At 56.0% G+C, this 24,841-nt stretch carries 17 protein-coding genes; 8 read left to right on the forward strand and 9 right to left on the reverse strand.

Annotated features, from left to right (window positions below):
• Window positions 1-8: 8 nt before the first annotated feature.
• Window positions 9-863 (forward strand): beta-lactamase regulator AmpE, encoded by an 855-nt coding sequence (gene ampE / locus AB8846_RS11400; protein ID WP_219324507.1) that lies wholly within the window; start codon window positions 9-11, stop codon window positions 861-863.
• Between the two features lie 18 nt (window positions 864-881).
• On the opposite strand, the gene AB8846_RS11405 is transcribed toward ampE, so the two are convergent.
• The 3 genes from AB8846_RS11405 to aroP all read right to left on the reverse strand — a co-directional run bounded on the left by AB8846_RS11405 (window position 882) and on the right by aroP (window position 4,775).
• A complete protein-coding gene (locus AB8846_RS11405; RefSeq protein WP_370732732.1) occupies window positions 882-1,832 on the reverse strand; it encodes a family 43 glycosylhydrolase in 951 nt (316 codons plus the stop codon).
• A gap of 10 nt (window positions 1,833-1,842) precedes the next feature.
• Window positions 1,843-3,240 (reverse strand): glycoside-pentoside-hexuronide (GPH):cation symporter, encoded by a 1,398-nt coding sequence (locus AB8846_RS11410; RefSeq protein ID WP_063143362.1) that lies wholly within the window; start codon window positions 3,238-3,240, stop codon window positions 1,843-1,845.
• A 164-nt stretch (window positions 3,241-3,404) separates the two neighbouring features.
• Window positions 3,405-4,775 carry an aromatic amino acid transporter AroP gene (gene aroP / locus AB8846_RS11415; protein ID WP_063143363.1) on the reverse strand — a complete coding sequence of 457 codons (1,371 nt, stop codon included), beginning with the start codon at window positions 4,773-4,775 and terminating at the stop codon, window positions 3,405-3,407.
• 537 nt (window positions 4,776-5,312) lie between these two features.
• Between aroP and pdhR the strand changes: the two genes are divergently transcribed.
• The 4 genes from pdhR to lpdA all read left to right on the forward strand — a co-directional run bounded on the left by pdhR (window position 5,313) and on the right by lpdA (window position 12,368).
• Window positions 5,313-6,077 carry a pyruvate dehydrogenase complex transcriptional repressor PdhR gene (gene pdhR, locus AB8846_RS11420; RefSeq protein WP_008501960.1) on the forward strand — a complete coding sequence of 255 codons (765 nt, stop codon included), beginning with the start codon at window positions 5,313-5,315 and terminating at the stop codon, window positions 6,075-6,077.
• A 123-nt stretch (window positions 6,078-6,200) separates the two neighbouring features.
• Window positions 6,201-8,864 (forward strand): pyruvate dehydrogenase (acetyl-transferring), homodimeric type, encoded by a 2,664-nt coding sequence (aceE, locus tag AB8846_RS11425; RefSeq protein WP_257258722.1) that lies wholly within the window; start codon window positions 6,201-6,203, stop codon window positions 8,862-8,864.
• Between the two features lie 14 nt (window positions 8,865-8,878).
• Complete coding sequence (aceF, locus tag AB8846_RS11430) at window positions 8,879-10,768, forward strand: pyruvate dehydrogenase complex dihydrolipoyllysine-residue acetyltransferase (protein ID WP_370732733.1); 1,890 nt, start codon at window positions 8,879-8,881, stop codon at window positions 10,766-10,768.
• A 175-nt stretch (window positions 10,769-10,943) separates the two neighbouring features.
• On the forward strand, window positions 10,944-12,368 hold the full coding sequence (gene lpdA / locus AB8846_RS11435) for a dihydrolipoyl dehydrogenase (protein ID WP_063450636.1): 1,425 nt from the start codon (window positions 10,944-10,946) through the stop codon (window positions 12,366-12,368).
• 54 nt (window positions 12,369-12,422) lie between these two features.
• On the opposite strand, the gene AB8846_RS11440 is transcribed toward lpdA, so the two are convergent.
• Complete coding sequence (locus AB8846_RS11440) at window positions 12,423-13,214, reverse strand: DUF2950 family protein (RefSeq protein WP_370732766.1); 792 nt, start codon at window positions 13,212-13,214, stop codon at window positions 12,423-12,425.
• A 10-nt stretch (window positions 13,215-13,224) separates the two neighbouring features.
• Complete coding sequence (locus tag AB8846_RS11445) at window positions 13,225-14,781, reverse strand: DUF3300 domain-containing protein (protein WP_370732734.1); 1,557 nt, start codon at window positions 14,779-14,781, stop codon at window positions 13,225-13,227.
• 399 nt (window positions 14,782-15,180) lie between these two features.
• Here AB8846_RS11445 and acnB point away from each other — a divergent pair, with 399 nt between their 5' ends.
• Together acnB and yacL are read left to right on the forward strand one after the other, a co-directional pair.
• On the forward strand, window positions 15,181-17,778 hold the full coding sequence (acnB, locus tag AB8846_RS11450) for a bifunctional aconitate hydratase 2/2-methylisocitrate dehydratase (protein WP_370732735.1): 2,598 nt from the start codon (window positions 15,181-15,183) through the stop codon (window positions 17,776-17,778).
• Between the two features lie 245 nt (window positions 17,779-18,023).
• Window positions 18,024-18,386: a protein YacL gene (gene yacL / locus AB8846_RS11455; RefSeq protein WP_063143368.1), complete on the forward strand. Its 363-nt coding sequence runs from the start codon at window positions 18,024-18,026 to the stop codon at window positions 18,384-18,386.
• 31 nt (window positions 18,387-18,417) lie between these two features.
• Here yacL and speD read toward each other — a convergent pair whose 3' ends face one another.
• The 3 genes from speD to AB8846_RS11470 all read right to left on the reverse strand — a co-directional run bounded on the left by speD (window position 18,418) and on the right by AB8846_RS11470 (window position 20,544).
• Window positions 18,418-19,212, reverse strand: coding sequence for an adenosylmethionine decarboxylase (speD, locus tag AB8846_RS11460; protein WP_023334531.1), 795 nt, complete (start codon window positions 19,210-19,212; stop codon window positions 18,418-18,420).
• Window positions 19,213-20,082: a polyamine aminopropyltransferase gene (gene speE, locus AB8846_RS11465; protein WP_023310424.1), complete on the reverse strand. Its 870-nt coding sequence runs from the start codon at window positions 20,080-20,082 to the stop codon at window positions 19,213-19,215.
• A gap of 114 nt (window positions 20,083-20,196) precedes the next feature.
• The gene (locus AB8846_RS11470) at window positions 20,197-20,544 is read right to left on the reverse strand and encodes a YacC family pilotin-like protein (protein ID WP_063143386.1); all 348 of its coding nucleotides are present in this window, start codon (window positions 20,542-20,544) and stop codon (window positions 20,197-20,199) included.
• Window positions 20,545-20,689: 145 nt separating this feature from the next.
• Between AB8846_RS11470 and cueO the strand changes: the two genes are divergently transcribed.
• Window positions 20,690-22,258 (forward strand): multicopper oxidase CueO, encoded by a 1,569-nt coding sequence (gene cueO, locus AB8846_RS11475; RefSeq protein ID WP_370732736.1) that lies wholly within the window; start codon window positions 20,690-20,692, stop codon window positions 22,256-22,258.
• A gap of 135 nt (window positions 22,259-22,393) precedes the next feature.
• On the opposite strand, the gene AB8846_RS11480 is transcribed toward cueO, so the two are convergent.
• Window positions 22,394-24,784, reverse strand: a complete 2,391-nt coding sequence (locus AB8846_RS11480; protein ID WP_370732737.1) for a glucose/quinate/shikimate family membrane-bound PQQ-dependent dehydrogenase — start codon at window positions 24,782-24,784, stop codon at window positions 22,394-22,396.
• Window positions 24,785-24,841: the final 57 nt, after the last annotated feature.

Here is a 24,841-nt window from a genome sequence, read left to right on the forward strand (position 1 = left end):
GAGATACCATGACGTTGTTTACCATGCTGCTGGTTATCATCGCTGAACGCCTGTTCAAGCTCGGCGAACACTGGCATCTGGATCACCGGCTGGAGGTGTTTTTCCGCCGGATTAAGCACTTTTCTATGCTGCGTACGCTGCTGATGATGGCAGGGGTGATGGTCATTACGTTCCTGCTCCTGCGCTCGCTGTACGGGCTGTTTTTCAACGTGCCGCTGCTGGTGGTGTGGATCCTGCTCGGCGTGCTGTGCATTGGGGCGGGCAAGGTGCGTTTACACTATCACGCCTACCTAAAAGCCGCCTCCCGTGACGATGCCCATGCGCGCGGTGCCATGGCGAGCGAACTGACCATGATCCACGGCGTGCCGCCGGACTGCGACGAGCGCGAGTTTCTGCGCGAGCTGCAAAACGCGCTGCTGTGGATTAACTTCCGCTACTATCTTGCGCCGCTGTTCTGGTTCGTGGTGGGCGGCCCGTGGGGGCCGGTACTGCTGATGGGATATGCGTTCCTGCGCGCCTGGCAGACCTGGCTTGCCCGTTATCTGACGCCGCACGAACGCCTCCAGTCCGGCATTGATGCCATCCTGCACGTGCTCGACTGGCTTCCGGTGCGTCTGGTGGGCGTGGTGTACGCGTTAATTGGTCACGGTGAAAAAGCACTGCCCGCTTGGTTCGCATCTCTTGCCGATCGCCATACGTCGCAGTACCAGGTGCTAACGCGTCTGGCGCAGTTCTCGCTGGCGCGTGAGCCGCATACGGACAAGATTGTAACGCCGAAAGCCGCTGTCTCCATGGCGAAGAAAACGTCGTTTGTGGTGGTGGTGATCGTGGCACTGCTGACGATTTACGGCACGCTGGTGTAAGACAGCGCGCCGCAAAGACTACAGCGTATCCGCGGGCGGGATGCCGAAATCAGGCATCCCGTTTTTATTCCAGCGGACAAGCTTCAGGCGGGTATGGCGGTTCGGATCGTACAGCGGGTCGCCCTCAATTTCGGTGTAATTACGCGCGTGATACACCAGCACATCTTCCCCTTCCGGCGTTTGCGTAAAGCTGTTGTGTCCCGGACCGTACTGGCGGTTTTCGTAACTGGTGACGAAGACCGGGCGCGGGGATTTGTGCCAGTTTGCCGGGTTTTGCGGATCGGCATTCAGGTCTATCCACAGTAGCCCCATGCAGTAGTTCTCGTCGGTGGCGCTGGCGGAATAGCTGATAAATAGCTTATCGCCGTGAATCAGTACCGCCGGGCCTTCGTTGACCCAAAAACCGCGACACTCCCAGTCATACTCCGGCTTGCTGAGCATCACCGGCTCGCCTTTCAGCGTCCAGGGGTTCTCCATTTCGCACAGATAAAGATTGGAGTTGCCGGTGATATCCGGCGATTTTTGCGCCCACAGATACCAGCGTTTCCCCTGATGAACAAAGGTAGTGGCGTCCAGGGCGAAGGTATCGAAAGGCGTTTTGATCTGCCCTTTTTCCACCCACGCGCCGGTGAGCGGATCGCCTTCAGCACATTCAATAGCGAACATACGGTGCTGGAACATCCCGAGCACGTCGAGCGTCTGGGTGTGCGTCGCGGCAAAATAGATGTACCACTTGCCGTCGATGTGGTGCAGCTCCGGCGCCCAGATCAGCTGGCTCATCGGGCCGGTGTCGGGTTTGCGCCAGACCACCACTTCTTCAGCATTACGTAAACCTTCCAGCGACTCTGCGCGGCGGATCGCCAGCCTGTCGTACTGCGGCACGGAGGCGATAAAATAGTACTGCCCCTCATGGCGTAAAATGTACGGATCGGCGCGTTGTTCGATAAACGGGTTTGGCCAGGTTTGCATTCGGCTTTCCTTATTTTGTCTCAGCGGCTTTGAGTTCCTGTAAATCATTCAGCTCGCGGTAGTTAGCGCGACGCTTCTCGAGATCGAACTGGATCTGCTTCATGGTTTCGCGATCAACCTTCAGCAGCCGTACCACGCCAGCGGTAATTAAGTATCCAACGCCGGGAATAACGGTAAACAGCAGCACGATCCCGTTAATGGCGTCCGCGCTTTGCGCTTTTGCGCCTGCGTCATAACCGTACCAGGAGAGCAGGAAGCCGACCATCGCCCCGGCAATCGCCAGCCCCAGCTTGAGGAAGAAGATATTGCCGGAGAAGCTGATCCCGGTAATACGCTTACCGGTTTTCCACTCACCGTAGTCGTCCACGTCGGCCATCAGCGACCAGTGCAGCGGAGACGGGATCTGGTGCAGGATGTTCAGCAGGAAGTAGAGCACCACGATGGTGACGGTGGCTTTCGGGTCGAAGAAATAAAAGGCGGTTGAGAAAATCGCCAGCACGATGTTGGTCCAGAAGAAGACCTTCAGCTTACACCAGCGGTCGGTCAGCACTTTTGCCAGCACGCTGCCGAGCATCATGCCGACCACGCCCAGGCTGATAAACAGCGTGGCGAAGTGGGTGCTCTGGCCCATCACCCAGGTGACGTAATACATGGTGGCCGCCATGCGGATAAAGCCCGGGCAGACGTTGCACAGGGTCAGGAGCAGAATGCGTACCCACTGGTCGTTCTTCCACACGTCTTTCAGATCGTTTTTCAACTCGTCGTTGGTCTGTACCGCCGGGCGCACGCGCTCGCGCACGGTGGCGAAGCAGAACAGAAACATGCAGGTTCCAATCAGCGCCAGCACGGTCATCGCCATCTGATAGCCTTTGGCTTTGTTATCCCCGCCAAACCAGTCGGCCATCGGCAGCAGCGTTAATGAGAGCAGCAGCGTGGCGATGCCGACCAGCACGAAGCGATACGACTGGCAGGCCACGCGTTCTTTTGGATCGTTGGTGATCACCCCGCCTAACGAGCAGTAGGGGATGTTGATTGCCGTATAGGTCAAAGAGAGCAGGAAGTAGGTGACAAACGCATAGATAACTTTGCTGTTATAGCTCCACTCCGGCGTAGTGAACATCAGGATGCTGAACAGCGCGTAGGGGAAGGCGATCCACAGCAGCCATGGACGAAACCGGCCATATTTACTGCGGGTACGGTCGGCAATCGCGCCCATGATCGGGTCCGTTACGGCGTCAATCACGCGGACGGACAGCAGCAGCACGCCAACCAGCGCCGGCGCCAGGCCAAAAATATCCGTATAAAAATAGTTAACAAACAGCATGATGGCGCCGAAGATGATGTTGCATCCCGCGTCGCCCATCCCATAGCCGATCTTTTCTTTTACTGACAGTGTGTTGTTATTCATCGACAGCTCTCCGGTTTACGGTATGGAGAGAATTATTCGCTGGCAAAGGAATATATGCGTTGCAGTATCAGGGCGGTGATATGGATAAATGCGCTGTGGGCGTGAAAGTGTGAGGAAGGTAACAACGCGCGGCACCCGCAAAAGCAGGCGCCGCGGAGAGAGGCTTAGTGGGCCTTCATGGCATTACGGCTTTTCTGACTGAAGAGATAGCCCACACCAAGGATCGCAATCCAGACCGGGATCAGGTAGACGGAAATCGCCATGCCCGGCGTGATCAGCATGATCACCAGCACGGCCGCCATGAATACCAGGCACACCCAGTTACCCAGCGGGTAAAGCAGGGCAGGGAAGCGCGTGGTGACGCCCTGCTGCTGCTTGGCGCGGCGGAACTTGATGTGCGCCAGGCTGATCATCGCCCAGTTAATCACCAGAGCAGAGACCACCAGCGCCATCAGCAGGCCAAACGCTGATTCCGGTGCCAGGTAGTTAATGAGCACGCACAGCGCGGTCACGACCGCCGAAACAAGAATCGTGTTTACCGGCACGCCGCGCTTATCGACGTTGAGCAGCGCTTTTGGCGCGTTACCCTGCTGGGCCAGGCCGAACAGCATGCGGCTGTTGCAGTAAACGCAGCTGTTGTAAACGGAGAGCGCTGCGGTCAGAACAACCACGTTGAGTGCGTTTGCTACAAAGGTATCGCCCAGCTCGTGGAAGATCAGCACAAACGGGCTGGTGTCAGCGGTCACGCGCGTCCACGGCAGCAGGGAGAGCAGCACGGCCAGCGAGCCCACATAGAAGATCAGGATACGGTAGATAACCTGGTTGGTGGCTTTTGGAATGCTCTGCTCCGGGTTGTCGGCTTCCGCGGCGGTGATGCCCACCAGCTCCAGACCGCCGAAGGAGAACATAATGATAGCCATCATCATCACCAGGCCGGTCATGCCGTGAGGCAGGAAGCCGCCCTGTTCCCAGAGGTTGCGCACGGTTGCCTGCGGGCCACCGTTGCCGCTGAACAGCAGCCAGCCGCCAAAGATAATCATCGCCACCACGGCAATGACCTTGATGATGGCAAACCAGAACTCCATTTCCCCGAACACTTTTACGTTGGTCAGGTTAATGGCGTTAATAATGACGAAGAAAGCCGCAGCGGAGGCCCAGGTTGGGATCTCGGGATACCAGAACTGAATGTATTTCCCGACGGCAGTAAGCTCGGCCATGGCAACCAGCACGTACAGCACCCAGTAGTTCCAGCCCGATGCGAAACCGGCAAAGCTGCCCCAGTACTTATAGGCAAAGTGGCTAAAGGAGCCTGCGACCGGCTCTTCAACGACCATTTCACCCAGCTGGCGCATAATCAGAAAGGCAATGAAACCGGCTATCGCGTAACCCAAAATAATGCCGGGACCGGCTGACTGGATAACGGATGCGCTGCCCAGAAAGAGGCCGGTACCAATCGCACCGCCCAGTGCGATGAGCTGTATATGGCGGTTTTTAAGCCCGCGCTTTAGCTGATCGCCGTGCTGTTGAGCTTCCATTTGAAACCTCGTGTGTGGTTGTTATGTTCACGCTGTGCGTGTGTAATTATGAAAATCCATATTCTGTATTTATTTCTTTACGGTTAACGAGACCGAAAAAAGCGGAGATGACTTCCGTAAGCGCAAGAATAGTGGTAAGCGCCTGCGAATGCACCTGCTTTATGAAGGGGTGATGACGACTTGAATAAAAAGAAAGCATTTGTAAATCGGCCCGCTTATTCTTCCTAACCCAACCTATAGAATAGAAATGCGCCGTAAGTGGGCGAATTTTCATTATTTGCGTTGTTGAATCGCTTCAGATTGCAAAAACCCTCGTTTCAATATGGTTAAAACTCCCTCTTAAGGAGTAATCAACTCATTTGTGCAAAGTTACATTTCTGAAACGTTATTTCTGTAAGGTTGTTAAAATGTGCAGGGTTTACTGATTTCAATCAAAACCAATATGGACAGAAGGTGAATACTTTGTTACTTTAGCGATACGAAATAGAAATTGGTAAGACCAATTGACTCCGGGCAAAAAGGCGTAAGACAGGGAATATGGCCTACAGCAAAATTCGCCAACCAAAACTATCTGATGTGATTGAGCAGCAGCTGGAGTTTTTAATCCTCGAAGGGACTCTGCGCCCGGGTGAGAAACTTCCGCCAGAACGCGAGCTGGCAAAACAGTTCGACGTTTCACGTCCCTCTCTGCGTGAGGCGATTCAACGTCTCGAAGCAAAGGGCTTGCTGCTTCGTCGCCAGGGCGGCGGAACCTTTGTGCAAAACAGCCTGTGGCAGAGCTTCAGCGATCCGCTGGTAGAACTTCTCTCTGACCACCCAGAATCCCAGTTTGACCTGCTTGAGACCCGTCACGCGCTTGAAGGTATTGCGGCCTATTACGCCGCCCTTCGCAGCACTGATGAAGATCGCGTGCGTATCCGCGAACTGCATCAGGCCATTGAACGGGCACAGCAGTCCGGCGATTTAGACGCCGAGTCCAGCGCCGTCGTCCAGTATCAAATCGCCGTCACCGAAGCGGCCCACAACGTGGTGCTCCTCCATCTGCTACGCTGCATGGAGCCCATGCTGGCCCAGAACGTTCGTCAGAATTTTGAATTGTTGTATGCCCGTCGGGACATGCTCCCACTGGTAAGCAACCATCGCACCCGAGTATTCGAGGCGATAATGGCCGGGGAACCGGAGCAGGCGCGCGAAGCGTCGCACCGACATCTGGCTTTCATTGAGGAAATCTTGCTGGACCGCAGCCGTGAACAATCGCGTCGCGAACGTTCATTACGCCGCATACAGCAACGAAAGGATTAAGCGCCAGGTACTTTTAGAGCGCGGCAACTAAACGCAGAACCTGTCTTATTGTGTTCTTGCCCAAGAGCACAATGGGACAGGTTCCAGACAAATCAACGTATTAGATAGATAAGGAATACCCCCATGTCAGAACGTCTCCAAAATGACGTGGATCCGATCGAAACTCGCGACTGGCTACAGGCGATCGAATCGGTCATCCGTGAAGAAGGTGTTGAGCGCGCTCAGTATCTGATTGATCAGCTGCTTTCTGAAGCCCGCAAAGGCGGTGTGAAGGTTGCTTCAGGTGCAGGGGCTAGCAACTACGTAAACACGATTGCCGTCGAAGACGAACCGGAATACCCGGGCAATCTGGATCTGGAACGTCGTATCCGTTCTGCAATCCGCTGGAACGCCATCATGACCGTTCTGCGCGCATCCAAGAAAGACCTGGAACTGGGTGGCCACATGGCGTCCTTCCAGTCTTCTGCGACCGTTTACGAAGTGTGCTTCAACCACTTCTTCCGTGCAGCGAACGAGAAAGACGGCGGCGATCTGGTGTACTTCCAGGGCCACATCTCTCCGGGCATCTACGCACGTGCATTCCTGGAAGGTCGTCTGACTGAAGAGCAGATGAACAATTTCCGTCAGGAAGTTCACGGTAAAGGTCTGTCTTCTTACCCGCACCCTAAACTGATGCCTGAATTCTGGCAGTTCCCGACCGTATCTATGGGTCTGGGCCCAATCGGTGCGATCTACCAGGCTAAATTCCTGAAATACCTGGAACACCGTGGTCTGAAAGACACCTCTGAGCAGACCGTTTACGCCTTCCTGGGCGACGGCGAAATGGATGAGCCAGAATCCAAAGGTGCGATCACCATCGCTACCCGTGAGAAGCTGGACAACCTGTGCTTCATCATCAACTGTAACCTGCAGCGTCTGGATGGTCCGGTAACCGGCAACGGCAAGATCATCAACGAACTGGAAGGCATCTTCGCGGGTGCTGGCTGGAACGTGATCAAGGTCATGTGGGGCGGTCGTTGGGATGAGCTGCTGCGTAAAGACACCAGCGGTAAGCTGATCCAGCTGATGAACGAAACCGTTGACGGCGACTACCAGACCTTCAAATCCAAAGACGGTGCCTACGTTCGCGAGCACTTCTTCGGTAAATATCCTGAAACCGCAGCACTGGTTGCAGACTGGACTGATGAGCAGATCTGGGCTCTGAACCGCGGTGGTCACGATCCGAAGAAAGTCTACGCTGCACTGAAAAAAGCGCGTGAAACCAAAGGTAAAGCGACTGTAATCCTGGCCCACACCATCAAAGGTTACGGCATGGGTGATACCGCAGAAGGTAAAAACATCGCTCACCAGGTTAAGAAAATGAACATGGACGGCGTGCGTTATATCCGCGACCGTTTCAACGTTCCAGTGACCGATGAGCAGGTAGAAAACCTGTCTTACATCACCTTCCCGGAAGGCTCTGAAGAGCACAAGTACCTGCACGAACGTCGTCAGGCGCTGAAAGGCTACCTGCCGGCTCGTCAGCCAAACTTCACCGAGAAGCTGGAACTGCCAGCGCTGGAAGATTTCTCTCAGCTTCTGGAAGAGCAGAACAAAGAGATCTCTACCACTATCGCTTTCGTTCGTGCCCTGAACGTGATGCTGAAGAACAAGTCGATCAAAGATCGCCTGGTTCCAATCATCGCCGACGAAGCGCGTACTTTCGGTATGGAAGGTCTGTTCCGTCAGATCGGTATCTACAGCCCGAACGGCCAGCAGTACACCCCGCAGGACCGTGAGCAGGTTGCATACTACAAAGAAGACGAGAAAGGTCAGATCCTGCAGGAAGGTATCAACGAGCTGGGCGCAGGCGCATCCTGGCTGGCTGCTGCGACCTCTTACAGCACCAACAACCTGCCGATGATCCCGTTCTACATTTACTACTCCATGTTCGGGTTCCAGCGTATCGGTGACCTGTGCTGGCAGGCTGGCGACCAGCAGGCTCGCGGCTTCCTGGTAGGTGGTACGTCCGGTCGTACGACCCTGAACGGTGAAGGTCTGCAGCACGAAGATGGCCACAGCCACATTCAGTCTCTGACTATCCCTAACTGTATCTCTTACGACCCGTCTTACGCGTACGAAGTGGCAGTCATCATGCATGACGGTCTGCAGCGCATGTACGGTGAAGCGCAAGAGAACATTTACTACTACATCACCACCCTGAACGAAAACTACCACATGCCGGCAATGCCAGCAGGTGCCGAGGAAGGTATCCGTAAAGGTATCTACAAACTCGAAACCCTCGAAGGTAGCAAAGGTAAAGTTCAGCTGCTGGGCTCCGGCTCTATCCTGCGTCACGTACGTGAAGCGGCACAGATCCTGGCGAAAGACTACGGTGTGGGTTCCGATGTGTACTCTGTGACTTCCTTCACTGAACTGGCGCGCGACGGCCAGGATTGTGAGCGCTGGAACATGCTGCACCCAATGGAAACCCCACGCGTTCCGTACATCGCTCAGGTGATGAACGACGCGCCAGCGGTGGCGTCTACTGACTATATGAAACTGTTCGCAGAGCAGGTTCGTACTTACGTTCCAGCTGATGATTATCGCGTTCTGGGTACTGACGGCTTCGGTCGTTCTGACAGCCGCGAAAACCTGCGTCACCACTTCGAAGTTGATGCTTCTTACGTGGTTGTAGCAGCACTGGGCGAACTGGCTAAACGTGGCGAAATCGATAAGAAAGTGGTTGCGGACGCAATCACCAAATTCAACATCGATGCAGAAAAAGTTAACCCGCGTCTGGCGTAAGAGGTAAAAGAATAATGGCTATCGAAATCAATGTACCGGACATCGGGGCTGATGAAGTTGAAATCACCGAGATCCTGGTCAAAGTAGGCGACAAAGTTGAAGCTGAACAGTCGCTGATCACCGTAGAAGGCGACAAAGCCTCTATGGAAGTCCCGTCTCCTCAGGCTGGCATCGTTAAAGAGATCAAAGTCTCTGTTGGCGATAAAACCGAGACCGGCAAACTGATCATGATTTTCGATTCCGCCGACGGTGCAGCAGCTGCTGCACCTGCGCAGGAAGAGAAGAAAGCCGCTCCGGCCGCCGCTGCTCCAGCAGCTGCCGCGAGCGCGAAAGAAGTCAACGTGCCTGACATCGGCGGTGACGAAGTTGAAGTCACTGAAATCCTGGTGAAAGTGGGTGACACCGTTGCGGCCGAGCAGTCACTGATCACCGTAGAAGGCGACAAAGCCTCTATGGAAGTGCCAGCTCCGTTCGCCGGTACCGTAAAAGAGATCAAGATCAACACCGGCGACAAAGTGTCTACCGGCTCCCTGATCATGGTCTTCGAAGTGGCGGGTGCAGAAGGCGCCGCCGCGCCAGCGCAGGCCGCTGCTCCGGCTCCGGCTGCTGCACCAGCAGCTGCTGGCGGCGCGAAAGACGTTAACGTACCGGACATCGGCGGTGACGAAGTTGAAGTAACCGAAGTGATGGTTAAAGTGGGCGACAAAGTTGCCGCTGAACAGTCACTGATCACCGTTGAAGGCGACAAAGCTTCTATGGAAGTCCCTGCGCCGTTCGCGGGTACCGTTAAAGAGATCAAAATCAGCACCGGCGACAAAGTGTCTACCGGCTCTCTGATCATGGTCTTCGAAGTGGAAGGCGCTGCGCCTGCCGCAGCTCCGGCTGCCGCTCCAGCACCTGCTGCTGCACCGGCTCAGGCTGCTAAACCAGCCGCTGCCCCTGCTGCTAAAGCAGAAAAATCTGAGTTCGCTGAAAACGACGCTTACGTCCACGCTACCCCGCTGATTCGTCGCCTGGCGCGCGAATTCGGTGTGAACCTGGCGAAAGTGAAAGGGACCGGCCGTAAGGGTCGTATCCTGCGCGAAGACGTTCAGACCTACGTGAAAGACGCGGTGAAACGCGCCGAAGCTGCACCTGCTGCAGCCGCTGGCGGCGGTATCCCGGGCATGCTGCCATGGCCGAAAGTGGACTTCAGCAAGTTCGGCGAAATCGAAGAAGTGGAGCTGGGCCGCATCCAGAAAATCTCTGGTGCTAACCTGAGCCGTAACTGGGTGATGATCCCGCACGTTACGCACTTCGATAAGACCGATATCACCGATCTGGAAGCGTTCCGTAAACAGCAGAACGCCGAAGCTGAGAAGCGCAAGCTGGACGTGAAATTCACCCCAGTGGTCTTCATCATGAAAGCCGTTGCCGCTGCCCTTGAGCAGATGCCACGCTTCAACAGCTCCCTGTCCGAAGACGGTCAGAAGCTGACGCTGAAGAAATACATCAACATCGGTGTTGCGGTTGATACGCCAAATGGTCTGGTTGTTCCGGTCTTCAAAGACGTGAACAAGAAGAGCATCACTGAGCTGTCCCGTGAACTGACCGTGATCTCCAAGAAAGCGCGTGATGGTAAGCTGACTGCCGGCGAAATGCAGGGCGGCTGCTTCACTATCTCCAGCATCGGCGGCCTGGGTACCACCCACTTCGCGCCGATCGTGAACGCGCCGGAAGTGGCTATCCTCGGTGTGTCCAAGTCCGCGATGGAGCCGGTGTGGAACGGCAAAGAGTTCGTGCCGCGTCTGATGATGCCAATCTCTCTGTCCTTCGACCACCGCGTGATCGACGGTGCTGATGGTGCGCGCTTCATCACCATCATCAACAACACCCTGAGCGACATTCGCCGCCTGGTGATGTAATCGAAAAGCCGGCCAATCGGCCGGCTTTTTTCTGATAATCTCATGGGGTTTGTGAGGTTATTGGCGAAAGCGACAATTCGTGAGCCGTTTGTTGTTTCAAAATTGTTAACAATTTTGTAAACTGCGGGCGGATAGAACGACCCGGTGGACGACGGGTATAAATTAAGAGGTCATGATGAGCACAGAAATCAAAACTCAGGTCGTAGTACTTGGGGCAGGCCCAGCAGGTTACTCCGCAGCATTCCGCGCAGCGGATTTAGGTCTGGAAACCGTCATCGTAGAACGTTACAGCACCCTCGGCGGTGTTTGTCTGAACGTCGGCTGTATCCCTTCTAAAGCGCTGCTGCACGTAGCGAAAGTTATCGAAGAAGCCAAAGCGCTGGCTGAACACGGTATCGTCTTCGGCGAGCCGAAAACCGATATCGACAAAATTCGTACCTGGAAAGAGAAAGTTATCACTCAGCTGACCGGCGGTCTGGCGGGTATGGCCAAAGGCCGTAAAGTGAAAGTGGTAAACGGTCTGGGTAAATTCACCGGTGCGAACACCCTGGAAGTGGAAGGCGAAAACGGCAAAACCGTGATCAACTTCGACAACGCGATCATCGCGGCAGGCTCTCGCCCAATCGAACTGCCATTCATTCCGCATGAAGATCCACGCGTGTGGGATTCCACCGATGCACTGGAGCTGAAAACCGTTCCTAAGCGTCTGCTGGTCATGGGCGGCGGTATCATCGGTCTGGAAATGGGTACCGTGTACCATGCGCTGGGTTCAGAGATCGACGTGGTTGAAATGTTCGACCAGGTTATCCCGGCCGCTGACAAAGACATCGTTAAAGTCTTCACCAAACGCATCAGCAAGAAATTCAACCTGATGCTGGAAACCAAAGTGACTGCCGTTGAAGCGAAAGAAGACGGTATTTACGTTTCCATGGAAGGCAAAAAAGCCCCTGCAGAACCACAGCGTTACGACGCCGTGCTGGTGGCTATTGGCCGTGTGCCGAACGGTAAAAACCTCGACGCGGGCAAAGCTGGCGTGGAAGTGGACGACCGTGGCTTTATCCGCGTTGACAAACAGCTGCGCACTAACGTGCCGCACATCTTTGCTATCGGCGATATCGTCGGTCAGCCAATGCTGGCACACAAAGGTGTTCACGAAGGTCACGTTGCCGCTGAAGTTATCGCCGGCATGAAGCACTACTTCGATCCGAAAGTCATCCCATCTATCGCGTACACCGAGCCAGAAGTGGCATGGGTGGGTCTGACCGAGAAAGAAGCGAAAGAGAAAGGCATCAGCTACGAAACCGCCACCTTCCCGTGGGCTGCTTCTGGCCGTGCTATCGCGTCCGACTGCGCTGACGGTATGACCAAACTGATCTTCGACAAAGAGACTCACCGCGTTATCGGTGGTGCGATTGTCGGTACCAACGGCGGCGAGCTGCTGGGTGAAATCGGTCTGGCTATCGAAATGGGCTGCGACGCTGAAGACATCGCGCTGACCATCCACGCTCACCCGACTCTGCACGAGTCTGTTGGCCTGGCGGCAGAAGTGTTTGAAGGCAGCATCACCGACCTGCCAAACGCGAAAGCGAAGAAGAAATAAGTTTCTTCAGATGAAAAAAAAGCGGCCATAGGCCGCTTTTTTTATGCGCTGCGTTTAGGGCGCCACCGGCTGCCAGGTTTTATCAGGGCTATAGGCGGCTAGCGCCTGGGCTTTTTGCTCTGAATCGCTGCCGAGATCGGACTGGTACACCTTGTCGTCCTGGTTTATCACAAAGCTCATTACGCCCGTCTGACCATAGCTGACCGGCCAGGCAACCATCGCGAAACCGTGATTATCCGGCAGAATTCGAAAGCGATAGCCGTGATAGCCGGTACCTGGCTCTTTCGGGCTAAACGCCGGGCCGAGGGGGCTGGGCACTTCGCCGGGCGAGGCTGGCCAGTACAAGCCGTCTTTTTTGCCTTTCGAGCTGACAATCTTCTGCGCATATGTCTGGTTCATCGCAAAATAGCTTTGCTGCGCATCAACATAGGCATGTAAGGCTTCAATGGCGGCGAGCTCGTTACGCCCAATTTCTCGGGTCAGGATCTCTTCAGCCCCTTCTTTGATATCGAACTGCCAGCCGGCAGCGGTTTTGATCACCGGGATGGGAAGCTGCCAGCCGCTGTCTCCGACAACCAGATGCGCCGTATCCCCTTCGACAACCGTGTTATGACGGACGTTCCAGTCGCGCAGGAAGCGGTCGACCGCATCCGGATCAACGCCTTCAGGGGGCAGAAAATCGCGCCAGTTTTCTCCAAGCAGGTTGGTCATCGCGCTCTCATTTTGCTCACTGATGGCTCTGGTCAGCGCATCGGTTGCCCGATCGGGTGTGCTAAAGGACTGCTGCGCCATCACCGAGGCCGAAAGCATGAACAACACCATTCCACTGAGTAGTTTACTTTTCATGTCGGTTCCCTTAGCGATGTCGAATTTCACGGCGTTCAGCACGTCCACCAGACGCCTGACGCGGCTGCTGCTGGCGGGCAGCGAGCTGTCTGCTTTGCGCACCGCGCTGCTGCTGCGCCTGCCAGTTCGCGGAGCGGCTGTCGTTACCGCTCAGCGCATTGGCCCGCGGCTGACTGTTTCGCTGCTGGAGAGAACGCTGCTGCGCGGGCTGCGAAGCCCGCTTCTCTTGTCTCTGCGCGGTGGTCTGGCGGTTTTCTCGCTGCTGCGCGGTGCTCCGCTTCGCCGTCTGCGGTTTGGTGTCGTAGCCACGGTAGTTGTTGCGCTGCGAAATCTGCTTCAGCTGCTGACTTGAGGCCTGACGCTGCACATCTTTCGTTCCGGTGCGCGCCGTTTGGGGGAAGGTTTTGCCCGTGGATTTTTCCATCTGGCTCAGCGCGGCCTGACGCTGGCTATCGCGGTTAACCGGTTTTTGCTGCGTTGAGCTGAGCCCTGTCGCCGTGCTGGTGGAGTGGAAGCGAGAGTTGAGCTGGTTAGTCGGGTAGGGCACGCCTTCCCGATAGGCCGGGTTGTGCTGCCAGGTGCGGTTGGCGTCCGTCAGACGCTGTCCGCTGATTTTATTGAAGTTCTCAACGTTGATATTGATATTGTTATCACCGTTGCGGTTATAGCCGCCGTGATTATCCCCGTCGCCATGGTGATGATCCCAGTCATCGTCATCATCCCAGTCGATGTTGCTGAAGATGGCATAAGTTGTGGCCACGCCCAGGCTGAAGCCTAAACCGTTTACGAAGCTGTTGCCAAACTGCTCCCCGGGTGTAGGCGGGAGATAGGTGGGCGGATAGGCGGTGTTTGGCCAGGTCCCGTAAACCGTATTGGGGTTATAGGTGGGGACGTAAACAACCTGCGGATCGGCAGATTCAATTTTGATTACCGTTGGGGCGGGCGCGGACGTCGTGGCTGTCGTTGTCTCAGTGGTGCTGGTTTTCGCTGGCGCCGGTTTTGTCACGGTGGTGACCGTCTGCTGAGGCGTGGACTGTAAAGCGCCGGTCTTCTGCGCCAGCGCGCGCAGGCGCTGAACGGAATCCATCACGTCCTTCGGCTGCGCGAGAAACGCATCACCCAGATTTTGTACCCACGGCGGGTTTTCACCCATCAGGGACATCAGCTGAGGAAACGCGACCAGCGATTTTACGCTGGGATCCCAGGGCTGGCTGGCAACGGCCTGAATCGCGACGTCTCCTTCCATTTTAGGGTTGTCTTTGGACCACTGCGCCGCCTGGATCACGTTGGCCGGATAGGTCGACGCCATTAAAATTTGCGACAGCAGGGCATCCGGGTAGAGCGCGATGGGAGCAACCCATTGATCGATTTGCGCGGCAGTGTAGGTTGGCGCGACAACAGGGGCGGGCTGGGCTGCGGCAGGCGCAGGTGCAGCCGGTTGTTGTGCGACGGGGGCCGGCGCAGCGGGCTCCGTGGCGCGGCCTTTGACAAACATCACGCCTGAGGCGGCAAACAGCCCGGCACTGCACAGAAGGACGAGCAGATGTGGCTTAAAGGGCAACTTCATAAAATGACTCCAACGAGACAAGCGCTGTGCCGTGAGGCGTTACGGTTGGCGTGAGTATTATTCACCCGTCTTTTACTGTTTTGACTTTTATTGGGAAGCGTCCGGTACATCCGGATAAAGAGTGTGTGCATTTATTACACAATTATATCTGATGGAGAAAAAACTGAAGCGTCACGGTGCATAAGAAACCGCATAACGATGCCCTAAGTCGTCGCTACACCATGCTTAACGATTCAGCAAATTTTTTAATGTTGCTTTTTTGTAAACGGATTAACACTGTGTAGAAATCCTGCTATGCTGCCCGACGCGGTATCGGGCATTTACCCTACAAACTGCTGTCTCACAGGAGCGTGAAGAGAACGCCCGCCGCATATGACAATGAGAGCGAGGAGAACCGTCGTGCTAGAAGAATACCGTAAGCACGTAGCAGAACGTGCCGCCGAGGGAATTGTACCCAAACCTTTAGATGCAACCCAAATGGCCGCGCTCGTCGAGCTGCTGAAGAACCCGCCCAAGGGCGAAGAAGAATTCCTGTTAGATCTGCTGATCAACCGCGTACCGCCTGGCGTAGATGAAGCTGCCTACGTAAAAGCCGGATTCCTTGCTGCTATCGCCAAAGGCGAAGCCACCTCCCCACTGGTTACTCCTGAAAAAGCCATTGAACTGCTCGGCACCATGCAGGGTGGTTACAACATTCATCCGCTGATTGACGCGCTGGACAACGACAAGCTGGCACCGATTGCCGCTAAAGCGCTCTCTTCCACGCTGCTGATGTTCGATAACTTCTACGATGTAGAAGAAAAAGCCAAAGCAGGCAACGTCTATGCGAAGCAGGTGATGCAGTCCTGGGCTGATGCCGAATGGTTCCTGAACCGTCCTGCTCTGGCTGAAAAAATCACCGTTACCGTCTTTAAAGTGACCGGTGAAACCAACACCGATGACCTCTCTCCGGCACCGGACGCGTGGTCTCGCCCGGATATCCCTCTGCACGCCCTGGCGATGCTGAAAAACGCCCGTGAAGGCATTGAGCCGGATCAGCCGGGCAGCGTCGGTCCGATCAAACAGATCGAAGCCCTGCAGGAGAAAGGTTACCCGCTGGCCTACGTGGGCGACGTTGTGGGTACCGGTTCTTCCCGTAAGTCCGCAACCAACTCCGTGCTGTGGTTCATGGGTGACGACATCCCTCACGTGCCGAACAAGCGCGGCGGCGGCCTGTGCCTCGGCGGTAAAATTGCACCGATCTTCTTCAACACCATGGAAGATGCGGGCGCACTGCCAATCGAAGTCGACGTGAATAACCTGAACATGGGCGACGTGATTGACGTTTACCCGTATAAGGGCGAAGTGCGTAACCACGAGACCAACGAGCTGCTGGCAAGCTTTGAGCTGAAAACTGACGTGCTGATCGACGAAGTGCGCGCCGGTGGCCGTATTCCGCTGATCATCGGTCGTGGCCTGACCACCAAAGCGCGTGAAGCGCTGGGTCTGCCGCACTCAGACGTGTTCCGTCAGGCGAAAGACGTGGCGGAGAGCGACCGCGGTTACTCTCTGGCGCAGAAAATGGTGGGTCGCGCGTGCGGCGTTGCCGGTATTCGTCCAGGCGCGTACTGCGAACCGAAAATGACCTCCGTGGGCTCTCAGGACACCACTGGCCCAATGACCCGTGACGAACTGAAAGACCTGGCGTGCCTGGGCTTCTCGTCTGACCTGGTAATGCAGTCCTTCTGTCACACGGCGGCCTATCCGAAGCCGGTTGACGTGACCACGCACCACACGCTGCCAGACTTCATCATGAATCGCGGCGGCGTGTCCCTGCGTCCGGGTGACGGCGTCATCCACTCCTGGCTGAACCGCATGCTGCTGCCGGATACCGTGGGTACCGGCGGTGACTCCCATACCCGTTTCCCAATCGGTATCTCCTTCCCGGCGGGCTCTGGTCTGGTGGCGTTTGCTGCTGCGACCGGCGTGATGCCGCTGGATATGCCGGAATCGGTGCTGGTGCGCTTCAAAGGTAAAATGCAGCCGGGTATCACCCTGCGCGACCTGGTTCACGCGATCCCGCTGTATGCGATTAAACAGGGCCTGCTGACCGTTGAGAAGAAAGGGAAGAAAAACATCTTCTCTGGCCGCATCCTGGAAATTGAAGGTCTGCCGGATCTGAAAGTTGAGCAGGCGTTCGAGCTGACCGATGCCTCCGCCGAGCGTTCTGCGGCGGGCTGTACCATCAAGCTGAACAAAGAGCCGATTATTGAGTATCTGAGCTCTAACATCGTGCTGCTGAAGTGGATGATTGCAGAAGGCTACGGCGACCGTCGTACGCTCGAGCGTCGTATCCAGGGCATGGAAAAATGGCTGGCCGATCCGCAACTGCTGGAAGCCGATGCTGACGCAGACTACGCGGCGGTGATCGACATCGATCTGGCGGATATCAAAGAGCCAATCCTGTGTGCACCGAACGATCCGGACGACGCGCGTCCGCTGTCTGAGGTTCAGGGCGAGAAGATCGACGAAGTGTTTATCGGCTCCTGCATGACCAACATCGGTCACTTCCGTGCTGCCGGTAAGCTGCTGGATACCCACAAAGGCCAGCTGCCAACCCGTCTGTGGGTGGCGCCGCCAACCCGTATGGACGCGGCTCAGCTGACCGAAGAGGGCTACTACAGCGTGTTTGGTAAGAGCGGTGCGCGTATCGAAATCCCTGGCTGTTCCCTGTGCATGGGCAACCAGGCGCGCGTAGCCGACGGCGCGACGGTGGTCTCCACCTCTACCCGTAACTTCCCGAACCGTTTAGGTACCGGTGCGAACGTCTTCCTGGCCTCTGCGGAGCTGGCGGCGGTTGCGGCGCTGATTGGCAAACTGCCAACGCCGGAAGAGTACCAGACCTTTGTGGCTCAGGTGGATAAGACTGCGGTGGATACCTATCGCTATCTGAACTTCGACCAGCTCTCTCAGTACACCGAGAAGGCCGACGGGGTTATCTTCCAGACCGCGGTATAAACAGCAAAACCGTCTCATAGAGACGGTTTTTAGTGTTTGCACCCTCTCCCGTGGGAGAGGGACGGGGTGAGGGCATCAGGCCGCTCCGCACCTGACCCATTGCCCGGTGGCGCTACGCTTACCGGGCCTACAAAACCCATCGCAACGTCGGTGGGTTTTTTATTTTCATTCCTCCCACCTCTCACGCTTTTTTTCTTCCTCGCTGCTGCGATAATTACCCTAATGGCTTTGCAGAGGAAAATACTATGGATTACGAATTTCTGCGCGACATCACCGGAGTGGTGAAAGTGCGTATGTCGATGGGCCACGAAGCCGTTGGACACTGGTTTAACGAAGAGGTGAAAGATAATCTCGCACTTCTTGATGAGGTTGAACAGGCGGCAAATACGGTGAAAGGCAGTGAACGCTCCTGGCAGCGCGCCGGACATGAATACACGCTGTGGATGGACGGTGAAGAGGTGATGGTGCGCGCCAACCAGCTCGAGTTTTCAGGTGACGAGATGGAAGAGGGGATGAGCTACTACGATGAAGAGAGCCTGTCGATGTGCGGCGTCGAAGACTTCCTTCAGGTGGTGAATGCCTACCGCGAGTTTATGAAACAGCGGTAACTTCCCGAAGCGTCCTTGCTCCGGGCAATACTTACACGGCCGGAATATTACGGCCGTAGTAGATCTCGCGCATCTCTTTCCAGAGCAGGTCAGTAATCGCCTTACGCTCTTCTTCGCTCAAATCTTCCGGCTTCGTGTGGAACATATAGTGCTTAAGGTCGAATTCCTTCAGTAACATCTTGGTATGGAAGATGTTTTCCTGATACACGTTCACGTCCATCATGTCGTACAGCGATTTCATGTCGTCGGACATAAAGTTCTGAATAGAATTAATCTCGTGGTCGATGAAGTGCTTCATGCCGTTGATATCACGGGTAAAACCACGCACGCGATAGTCAATGGTGACGATGTCCGATTCCAGCTGGTGAATTAAATAGTTCAGCGCGTTCAGCGGGGAAATCACGCCGCAGGTCGACACTTCGATATCGGCGCGGAACGTACACAACCCGCCTTCCGGGTGACTCTCCGGGTAGGTATGGACGCAGATATGGCTTTTATCAAGGTGGGCAACAACCACTTCCGGCAGCGGGCCCGGATGTTCCGTTTTGTCTATAAGCTTAGGATCGACCGGCTCTTCGCTGACCAGTATGGTCACGCTGGCACCCTGGGGTTCATAATCCTGCCGGGCGATGTTCAGGATGTTTGCGCCGATAATGGAACAGGTTTCTGACAGGATCTCGGTCAGACGGTTGGCGTTGTAGAGTTCGTCGATATAGGCGATGTAACCATCGCGTTCTTCCGCTGTTTTGGCATAGCAGATATCGTAAATACAAAAACTCAGGCTTTTCGTCAGGTTGTTAAAGCCATGCAGTTTAAGCTTTTTCAATTAGCTCACCCCCTTAGTGGATAATGCGTCCTGCAGGTACTGCGGCAGGGCAAACGCTGCGGTATGAATAGCCGGGTTGTAGTATCGGCACTGAAGACCGGCCTGATGGAAGCGGGCCTGAATAATTTCGGTGGAGAGATGGCGCAATACGTCGTTGTCCGTTGCCCACGCGAAGGTCATGATCCCGCCGTAGTACGTCGGAATGGCGGCCTGATAGAAGCTGACATCATCGAAATAGGTGCTTAGCTTACGATGGCTGTCGAGCGCTTCATCCTGCTGCAGGAAGCAGACGCCATTTTGTGCGACGAAGATCCCGCCCGGGTTCAGGCAGCGCTTGCAGCCTTCGTAGAAGGAGGAGGTAAACAGCGACGCGCCTGGGCCGATAGGGTCGGTGCAGTCGGAGATAATAACGTCAAAGGTCTGCGAGGTCTGGTTTACAAAGTTAACGCCGTCGTCAATCACCAGGCTAAAGCGCGGATCGTCATAGCTACCGGCGTTGTGGTTGGGCAGGTACTGGCGGCAGAAAGAGACGACGCCCGCATCGATTTCCACCATGGTGATGGTTTCAATGGAACGATGGCGGGAAACTTCACGCAGCATTGCGCCGTCGCCACCGCCGATAATCAGGACATGCTTCGCGTGACCGTGCGCCAGCAGCGGGACGTGGGTCATCATCTCATGATAGATAAACTCATCTCGCTCGGTCGTTTGCACGACGCCGTCCAGCGCCATGACGCGGCCAAAGGCGGCATTCTCGAAGATGATCAGATCCTGGTGATCGGTTTTCTCATGATAGAGCACGTTATCAACGGCAAAATACTGACCAAACTGGTCATGCAGTGTTTCATGCCACAACGTGTGGTCGGCCATAGCGAACTCCTCCTGTGTAAACATCCATTACGCTCACAAAAAATGAGCGAAACATGATAGCTAACTCTAACCGTGGTTGCACGGTCAGAGGTTCAACAGGGGGCGTCGGGAAGGTTATTTCACGTAGGCGAGCAGGCTGAGTGAATCACGAGCCAGCGCTTTGCATTTTTTGACAGTGGGAATACCAATACCGCTTAAGTCACGGTAGCTGTCTTCGCCGAGCGCCTTCATGTCGAAGCTGTCGTAGTTGCTGAGATCCCACTGGTTTTGCTGGGCAAAAAAGACCAGCGCGCGGCGAATTTGCCCGTTGGGTAAATTCTGGTAGCCACAATCATTTTTCAGGAATACAAAAACTGCCGTTAAATCGGCCATATCTTCCGCTTCATTTTCACTTAGCGCATAGCTGTTCGCGCACATTGCCATCAGGCTACCGAACAAAATTGTCCTGAAAAACGTCTTCATTGCTTCTACCACTTCTTCACGGAAAATTAACGTTAGCATACTTGATGCCGGTGCGACGATCTTTATTATTGCCGCTTGACTTGACCTTCCGGTAAGGGGAGGGTTTATGCTCAAAAGATCGCCTGCTGGAAATAAGGAAATGAACATGCAACGTCGTGATTTTTTAAAATATTCCGCTGTGCTGGGGGCTGCCAGCGCATTACCTCTCTGGAGCCGCGCGGTTTTCGCGGCTGACAGGCCTGCCTTACCCATCCCTGACTTACTGACCGCTGACGCCCGCAGCCGTATCCAGCTTGTGGTTCAGGCCGGTAAAACGACATTCGGCGCGCACAACGCCACGACGTGGGGCTATAACGGCAATTTGCTCGGTCCGGCGCTTCAGCTACGTAAAGGGAAAGCGGTGACGGTGGATATCCACAACACGCTCGCCGAAGAGACGACGCTGCACTGGCACGGGCTGGAAGTGCCGGGCGAGGTAGACGGCGGGCCGCAGGGCATCATCAAAGCGGGCGGCACGCGCAGCGTCACCTTTACGCCAGACCAGCGCGCGGCGACCTGCTGGTTCCACCCGCATCAGCATGGCAAAACGGGCCATCAGGTGGCTATGGGGCTGGCGGGGCTGGTGCTGATTGAAGACGACGAAAGCCGCCTGCTGCGCCTGCCGAAACAGTGGGGCATCGACGACGTTCCGGTGATTGTGCAGGACAAGAAATTCAACGCTGACGGGCAAATTGACTACCAGCTGGACGTGATGAGTGCGGCGGTAGGCTGGTTTGGCGACACGCTGCTGACCAACGGCGCTATCTACCCGCAGCACGCGGCGCCGAAAGGCTGGCTGCGCCTGCGCCTGCTCAACGGCTGTAACGCACGCTCGCTCAATTTCGCCACCAGCGATAAACGTCCGCTGTACGTGGTAGCGAGCGACGGTGGCCTGCTGCCGGAGCCGGTGAAGGTGAGCGAGCTGCCGATGCTCATGGGGGAACGCTTTGAGGTGCTGGTGGATATCAGCGACGGCAAGCCGTTTGACCTCGTAACGCTGCCGGTTAGCCAGATGGGGATGGCGGTCGCACCGTTTGATAAGCCGCATCCGGTGCTGCGTATTCAGCCATTGCTGGTGGCCGCTTCCGGCACGCTGCCTGATACGTTAACCACGCTGCCAGCACTCCCGTCGCTTGACGGGCTTACCCAGCGCAAGCTGCAGCTCTCCATGAATCCGATGCTCGACATGATGGGCATGCAGGCGCTGATGGCGAAATATGGCGATAAGGCGATGGCGGGGATGCACCACGGGCAGATGATGGGCCACATGAATATGGACCACGGCAAAATGGGCGGCATGGGGAACATGAACCACGGCGAGCATGGCTTTGATTTCCACAACGCCAATACGATCAACGGCAAAGCGTTCGACATGAACGCGCCGATGTTTGCTGCCGCGAAAGGGCAGTTTGAGCGCTGGGTGATTTCAGGCGAAGGGGACATGATGCTGCACCCGTTCCATATCCACGGTACCCAGTTCCGCATTCTTTCAGAGAACGGCAAAGCGCCGGATGCGCATCGCGCGGGCTGGAAAGATACGGTGAGAGTGGAAGGCGGCGTCAGCGAGGTGCTGGTGAAGTTTGACCACGACGCGCCGAAGGAGTTTGCCTATATGGCGCACTGCCACCTGCTGGAGCATGAGGATACGGGGATGATGCTCGGCTTCACTGTTTAAAACAGTGCGACCTGATGCCCTCACCCTGGCCCTCTCCCACGGGGAGAGGGAACAAACACAAAAACGGCAACCGAGGTTGCCGTTTTGCATCTTTCCGTAGGCCGGGTAAGGCGTAGCCGCCACCCGGCTTTTCAGTTACTTGTTTTCGTCCGGCAACGCATACGCGACGATATAGTCGCCCATCTTCGTGCCAAACGAACCGTGACCGCCCGCAGAGATGACAACGTACTGCTTGCCATTCACTTCATAGGTCATCGGCGTGGCCTGTCCACCTGCAGGCAGACGGCCCTGCCACAGCTTTTCACCGTTGGTCATGTTGTACGCGCGCAGGTAGTTATCTGCGGTTGCCGCGATGAACAGCACGTTACCGGCGGTAGAAATTGGGCCACCCAGCATCGGCATACCCATATTGAACGGCACCGGAACCGGCATCGGGAACGGCATGCTGTCCTGTGGTGTACCAATACGTTTTTTCCACACGATCTGGTTAGTTTTCAGATCCAGACCGGAGATATAACCCCAGGCCGGCTGTTTACACGGCAAACCAAACGGAGACAGGAACGGGTTCAGCGTCACGCCAAACGGTACGCCGTACTGCGGCTGGATGCCGGCTTCGGTACCGCTGCCTTTCGCGTCTTTCGGCTGCTCCATTGGGTTGCCCGGACCGCGTGGGATCAGACGGGAAACGAACGGCAGAGCCATTGGGTTGGCAATCGCCACCTGACGGTTCGGGTCAACGGAGATCCCGCCCCACTCGAACATCCCCAGGTTACCCGGGAAGACCAGCGTGCCCTGCTCAGACGGCGGCGTGAAGATGCCTTCATAGCGCAGCTGGTGGAACATCACGCGGCACACCAGCTGGTCAAACATGGTGGCACCCCACATGTCTGCACCGCTGAGGTCTTTCTTCGGACGGAAGCTCAGGTCAGAGAACGGCTGGGTTTTGCTGACGTAATCGCCTTTCGCCGCGCCCTGCGGAACCGGTTTTTCCGGTGCTGGCACAACCAGCTTACCGTTGCTGCGATCCAGGACGAAGATGTTGCCCGTCTTGGCCGGAGCGTAAATCACCGGCACGGTTTTGCCGTCAACGGTAATGTCCGCCAGCGTCGGCTGGGACGGCATATCCATATCCCACAGATCGTGGTGTACGGTCTGGTAGCTCCACGCCAGCTTACCGGTGGTCGCGTTCAGCGCCACGATAGCGCTCGCATAACGCTCCTGCTCCGGCGTGCGGTTACCGCCCCAGATATCTGGCGTGGTTACGCCCATCGGCAGGTAGACCAGGTCCAGCTTCGCGTCATACGCCGCTGGCGCCCAGGAGTTCGGCGAGTTAAAGGTAAAGGTGTGCTCGTCCGACGGGATCGCGTTTGGATCTTTCGCGCCCGGGTCAAAGGCCCACAGCAGTTTACCGGTGTTCACGTCGAAACCACGGATGACGCCGGAGGTTTCACGCGTGGAGAAGTTATCCGTTACCGAACCGGCAATCACGATGGTTTTATCGGTGATGATTGGCGGTGAGGTGGGCTCATACAGACCCGGCGTGGTGTCCGGCATGTTGGTCTGCAGGTTCAGGATACCTTTGTTGGCAAAGGTTTCGCACAGCTTGCCCGTTTCGGCATTGATGGCGAACAGACGGCCATCGTTCACCGGCAGCATGATGCGGCGAGGACAGTCGGCGATGACTTCCGGGCTGGCATTCTCGGCGCGCGCTTCGTGGTAAGAGACGCCACGGCAGGTGACGTGCTGGAAGGACGGGTTGGAGTTCAGCTGCGGATCGAAGTGCCATTTCTCTTGACCGGTGGCCGCGTCGAGCGCGAACAGACGCTGGTGCGCCGTACACAGGTAGAGCATGTTGCCGACCTTAATTGGCGTCACTTCGTTGGTCAACTCGCCCGGATCGTTCGGCATCTTCAGGTCGCCGGTACGGAATACCCAGGCTTCTTTCAGGTTCTTAACGTTGTCCGCGTTGATCTGCTTCAGCGGAGAGTAGCGTTGACCTTCCTGGTTACGACCATACGCAGGCCAGTCGCCGTCCGCCACCTGCGAGATAGCCGCAGCAGGCGTAGATTCCGCGTTCAGCGTACCGTTGATCTCCTGTGGGTCATTAAAACCGGCCCAGGTCAGAATGCCGCCGGTAATCAGCAGGGCAACAACCAGGCCCGCCACAGCACCGCTGGAAGGCACAATCAGGCGACGCCACACGAACGGCAGGATCAGCCAGATACCGAAGAAGACCAGGATGTCGCTGCGCGGCGTCAGTGCCCAGAAGTCAAAACCGACTTCCCAGACGCCCCAGATCATGGTGGCAAGAAGGAGTGCGGCATACAGCCACAGTGCAGATTGTTTTCTACGCAACAGCAGGACGGTTACGGCAACCATAACCAGACCCGCAATCGGGTAGTACCAGGAGCCGCCTAAAGCGACCAGCCAGACGCCACCGATTAACAGATACAGCGCGCAGAAGGCTGCGAATGCGGCTGTTAATGTCACCAGTAGACGCGGCTGTTTAGAGTTTGTTTCAGCCATAGAAAGTGTACTCGTCAGTTTTTGTTAATAATTTGCTAGCAACTAATTATAGGTATT

The organism is Enterobacter sp. KB-221C9 (assembly GCF_041320715.1).
In the GTDB taxonomy this organism is placed as follows: Bacteria; Pseudomonadota; Gammaproteobacteria; order Enterobacterales; family Enterobacteriaceae; genus Enterobacter; species Enterobacter asburiae_D.

Excerpts from the sequence above, each read along its gene's own strand:
- AB8846_RS11445 (WP_370732734.1), bottom strand. The coding sequence starts at position 14,781 with ATGAAGTTGCCCTTTAAGCCACATCTGCTCGTCCTTCTGTGCAGTGCC.
- AB8846_RS11470 (WP_063143386.1), bottom strand. The coding sequence starts at position 20,544 with ATGAAGACGTTTTTCAGGACAATTTTGTTCGGTAGCCTGATGGCAATG.
- aceE (WP_257258722.1), top strand. The coding sequence starts at position 6,201 with ATGTCAGAACGTCTCCAAAATGACGTGGATCCGATCGAAACTCGCGAC.
- AB8846_RS11410 (WP_063143362.1), bottom strand. The coding sequence starts at position 3,240 with ATGAATAACAACACACTGTCAGTAAAAGAAAAGATCGGCTATGGGATG.
- cueO (WP_370732736.1), top strand. The coding sequence starts at position 20,690 with ATGCAACGTCGTGATTTTTTAAAATATTCCGCTGTGCTGGGGGCTGCC.
- ampE (WP_219324507.1), top strand. The coding sequence starts at position 9 with ATGACGTTGTTTACCATGCTGCTGGTTATCATCGCTGAACGCCTGTTC.
- pdhR (WP_008501960.1), top strand. The coding sequence starts at position 5,313 with ATGGCCTACAGCAAAATTCGCCAACCAAAACTATCTGATGTGATTGAG.
- lpdA (WP_063450636.1), top strand. The coding sequence starts at position 10,944 with ATGAGCACAGAAATCAAAACTCAGGTCGTAGTACTTGGGGCAGGCCCA.
- speE (WP_023310424.1), bottom strand. The coding sequence starts at position 20,082 with ATGGCCGACCACACGTTGTGGCATGAAACACTGCATGACCAGTTTGGT.
- yacL (WP_063143368.1), top strand. The coding sequence starts at position 18,024 with ATGGATTACGAATTTCTGCGCGACATCACCGGAGTGGTGAAAGTGCGT.
- aceF (WP_370732733.1), top strand. The coding sequence starts at position 8,879 with ATGGCTATCGAAATCAATGTACCGGACATCGGGGCTGATGAAGTTGAA.
- AB8846_RS11440 (WP_370732766.1), bottom strand. The coding sequence starts at position 13,214 with ATGAAAAGTAAACTACTCAGTGGAATGGTGTTGTTCATGCTTTCGGCC.
- AB8846_RS11480 (WP_370732737.1), bottom strand. The coding sequence starts at position 24,784 with ATGGCTGAAACAAACTCTAAACAGCCGCGTCTACTGGTGACATTAACA.
- AB8846_RS11405 (WP_370732732.1), bottom strand. The coding sequence starts at position 1,832 with ATGCAAACCTGGCCAAACCCGTTTATCGAACAACGCGCCGATCCGTAC.
- aroP (WP_063143363.1), bottom strand. The coding sequence starts at position 4,775 with ATGGAAGCTCAACAGCACGGCGATCAGCTAAAGCGCGGGCTTAAAAAC.